Below are 3422 nucleotides of genomic sequence, written 5' to 3'. Positions count from 1 at the left end.
AGGCTTATGTGCTATTTCTGGCTTTATCCCGGCTGACCCTCCAAAAGGTCTGCTGCAAGCGCGATGGAGGGATGTTTGGCAATGTGGAGCAGCGATTTGAAATCGGACAATTTGAAGTTGCGCTGGCTGATTGCAATCACCTTGCTGGTTAACGCTGCCGCACTGCTGAACCCCTTGATCGTCGAAGGCGACTCGGTCACCTACGCCGCACTCGCGCAGCACATGGCTGTACACAACAACTGGGCCGATCTGATGTTGGATGGCCGGTCTTGGCTGGACAAGCCCCACTTCCCGTTTTGGGTCACTGCGTTGTCCTTCGAGCTGTTGGGGCCGAGCAGCTTTGCCTACAGCCTGCCGGGCTTTCTGTTCCATTTGATGGGCGGTTACTTCACCTACCGCATCGCACGCTTGCTGTTTGACCGGAATACGGCGCTGCTTGCGCTGCTGGTGTTCCTGAGTGCCTACCATGTGATGTACACCTCCAGCGCCGTCAAGGCCGAGGCTTTTTTGACCGGCACCATCACCGGCGCCTGCTATTACTGGCTACGATTTGATGCCGATGCGAAGTGGAAATACCTGGTGCTGGGCGCCGCTTTCAGCGCCATGTCTGTGATGACCAAGGGCGTTTTCACACTGATCACCATCACCAGTGGGCTGGTCTGCATGTGGCTGTACCTGGGGCAGTGGCGCAAGCTGTGGAGCGCTAAATGGCTGCTGGCTGCGGTATTGACATGCCTGTTCATGGCCCCGGAGTTGATGGCGCTGTACCTGCAGTTTGATGTGAATCCGCAAAAAAACCTGTTGGGGCAAGACCAGGTTTCTGGTATCCGTTTCTTTCTATGGGACAGCCAGTTGGGCCGGTTTTTCAAATCCGGTGTCCCCAGCACCGGGGAAAGTAGCCCGCTGTACTTTGTGCATGTATTCTTGTGGGCCTTCATGCCCTGGGTGCTCGCCTTTGTGGCGGCGCTGGTGGACGGCGCCCGGCGGTTTGCCGTTGTGGACAAGCCAGAGCGCGCCAAACTGGTGTTTCTGGTGGCGGCATTCTTCACGACCTTTACCGTGTTCAGTGCCGCCGAGTTCCAGCTCGATTACTACACGGTGATTCTGTACCCGTTTGCCGCGATCTTGTGTGGCCAGTACTTGCAGCGCTGGTTGTCACAGGCTGGCGGGCGCGGACCATTGGTTGCGATGCAGGCCCTGACGACCTTGCTGATCGTTGGCTTTGCGGTTGGTATGGCGATTTATGTGGAGCGCTCTAACCTCTTGCTGATCGTGCTGGTTCCGTTGGCACTGATGCTGGCCGGTGCCATGCGTTGCGGCATCCCGCACTCCGCACGGGCGGTCGTGGTCTATCCGGTGCTTGCCGTCTGCATCCTCTATGCCTTTGTGGGGAGCATGACTTTCACGGCCCAGCAGGCCTATGGCGTTGCCTACAATGTCAGCAAACTGTTGCCGCCGAGTCCGCTACCTATCGTGATGTACCGCGTGGATGAGATTACTCCCCGTGAGTTGGCGTTGTACCGTGGCTTGCCTTGCTGTTTGGCAGCGAACGCGCCTTCGCAGTTGCCAGGCCCCGGCAGCCGCTACTTGTTGGTTATCAAGGCCGAACACATGGACGCAGTGCGCGATTTTCTGGGGAACAACAAGACTCTGGCCGAGGGGGAGTGGATTGACCACAAGACCGGTTTGTTGCCTCGCATGCTGCGCATGGCCAAGGGGGATGAGCCGCTGGAGAAATTCAGAATCGTTGAAGTGGGGGTGTAGCCTTACACGTACGCTTGGTGTGCTGCTTTCCTCAAGGGATTCTTCAAGACAAAACTGACTTCACGTTCCAACTGGTCAATGGGTCAAGGCGCTGGGACTGCGCTTGATCGGTACTGCCGGCTTAGAAAAAAGCCTGCAGCGCCCGGCCATCAAGCGCAAGCAGCTATACAAATAATAGCAATCAGCGCTTGGAAACCGCCAGTCCCGCCAGATAGACCTCCAGCGTCTGCGCCCCAACGACTTCCAGATCAAAGGCCTTCGGGTCCAGCAGCCAGTTTTGCAGCAATCCGCTGATCAGCGCGTACAAGCCGGTGGCTGCAGCGCTCGGTGTCATGCGTTTGCTGAGGTGGCCCAGTTCCATGGCACGCGCCAATAAATGCTCCATGTCGCTCAGACATTCACCGCGTGCGGCGATATGGCGCTCGCGCACCGCGGCCAGTTCATCCACATACTCAACCAGATGGATTGCAATCTCAAAGACACGGCGTACTTGCGGGTCATGCACCGTCTTCTGGAATGCGTTGGCGAAGCTCAAACGCACCTGTTCCAGCGGGTTGTCGATGGTGGTACCGGGCGGGTCTTTGAATGAAGCTTCCATCGGCAGGGTCACGCGATCCAACATCGCGTTGAACACGTCGCCCTTGTTCTGGAAATGCCAGTAAATGGCGCCACGGGTCAGGTCCGCTTCCTGGGCAATTTCCTGCAGTGACGTGCGCGACACTCCGCGACGCTGAAACACGCGTTCGGCGGCGTCCAGGATCAGGCTGCGGGTGACAAGGGCGTCTTCTTTGGTGCGGCGGGCCATGGCTAAAACGGATTCTTAGGGTCTGTCAGAATACATTCATAAGTGTATATATACTAGAGTTGAATCTCCAATTAACGAGGTTCCCCCACCTGGTTTATTTTTCTGACGGCTTTTCCGTCTGCGCCCTTATTTTTTCTAACGAAGGCTTACCCATGACCCAGTTTAGCCAGATTGCAGTGCGCACGCCTGCCTCCGTTGCTTCCTTTTCCCGGCCCCCCGGCAAGGCCGCCCTGTTGGCTACCGCGGTGGCATTGGTGCTGGCCGCCTGCGGCGCCAAGGATGGTGCGCCGGGTGGCGGCGCAGGCGGTATGCCGCCTGCAGAAGTGGGCGTCGTGACCATTGCCCCGCAGGCTGTTGCCCTGCAAAGCGAATTGCCCGGCCGTGTCAGCGCAGTGCGCGTGGCGCAAGTGCGCGCGCGGGTGAACGGCGTGGTTCTGCGCAGCCTGTTCCGCGAAGGCAGTGAAGTCAAGGCCGGCCAGGCGCTGTACCAGATCGATCCCGCCCCGTACAAAGCCGCACTGGACAGCGCACAGGCCAGCGTGGTCAAGGCGCAAGCAAATGTGGCGCAGGCCAATGCACAGGTGGAGCGCTACAAGCCGCTGGTAGAAGCCAACGCGGTCAGCAAGCAGGAATACACCGCACTGGTAACTGCACAGAAGCAGGCCGAAGCTGATGTTGCCACGACCAAAGCTGCGGCGCAAACCGCACAGATCAACGTCGATTACGCATCCGTCTACGCACCAATCTCGGGCCGCATTGGCCAGTCGCTGGTGACAGAAGGTGCTCTGGTGAGCGCGGCCGAGGCCACACAGCTAGCCGTGATTCAGCAGACCAGCACGGTCTATGTGAACTT

The 3422-nt window shown here is 58.5% G+C and carries 3 protein-coding genes; 2 read left to right on the top strand and 1 reads right to left on the bottom strand.

What is annotated here, in order from left to right; translation table 11 throughout:
• Nucleotides 1–141 precede the first annotated feature (141 nt).
• The gene (locus KBF66_RS19180; RefSeq protein ID WP_296661311.1) at nt 142–1764 is read left to right on the top strand and encodes a glycosyltransferase family 39 protein; all 1623 of its coding nucleotides are present in this window, start codon (nt 142–144) and stop codon (nt 1762–1764) included.
• 181 nt (nt 1765–1945) lie between these two features.
• Here KBF66_RS19180 and KBF66_RS19175 read toward each other — a convergent pair whose 3' ends face one another.
• On the bottom strand, nt 1946–2569 hold the full coding sequence (locus KBF66_RS19175) for a TetR family transcriptional regulator (protein ID WP_296661309.1): 624 nt from the start codon (nt 2567–2569) through the stop codon (nt 1946–1948).
• A 308-nt stretch (nt 2570–2877) separates the two neighbouring features.
• Between KBF66_RS19175 and KBF66_RS19170 the strand changes: the two genes are divergently transcribed.
• A partial coding sequence (locus KBF66_RS19170) for an efflux RND transporter periplasmic adaptor subunit (protein ID WP_296661312.1) occupies nt 2878–3422 on the top strand: 545 nt, incomplete at its 3' end.

Source organism: Rhodoferax sp. (assembly GCF_018063565.1).
Classification (GTDB): domain Bacteria; phylum Pseudomonadota; class Gammaproteobacteria; order Burkholderiales; family Burkholderiaceae_C; genus Rhodoferax.
Note: the sequence above shows the minus strand (reverse complement) of the source record. Positions and strands in the feature narration are given on the sequence as shown.

What these genes read in the sequence shown, in the direction of transcription:
- KBF66_RS19175 (WP_296661309.1), bottom strand. Translation starts at nt 2,569, where the DNA reads ATGGCCCGCCGCACCAAAGAAGACGCCCTTGTCACCCGCAGCCTGATC.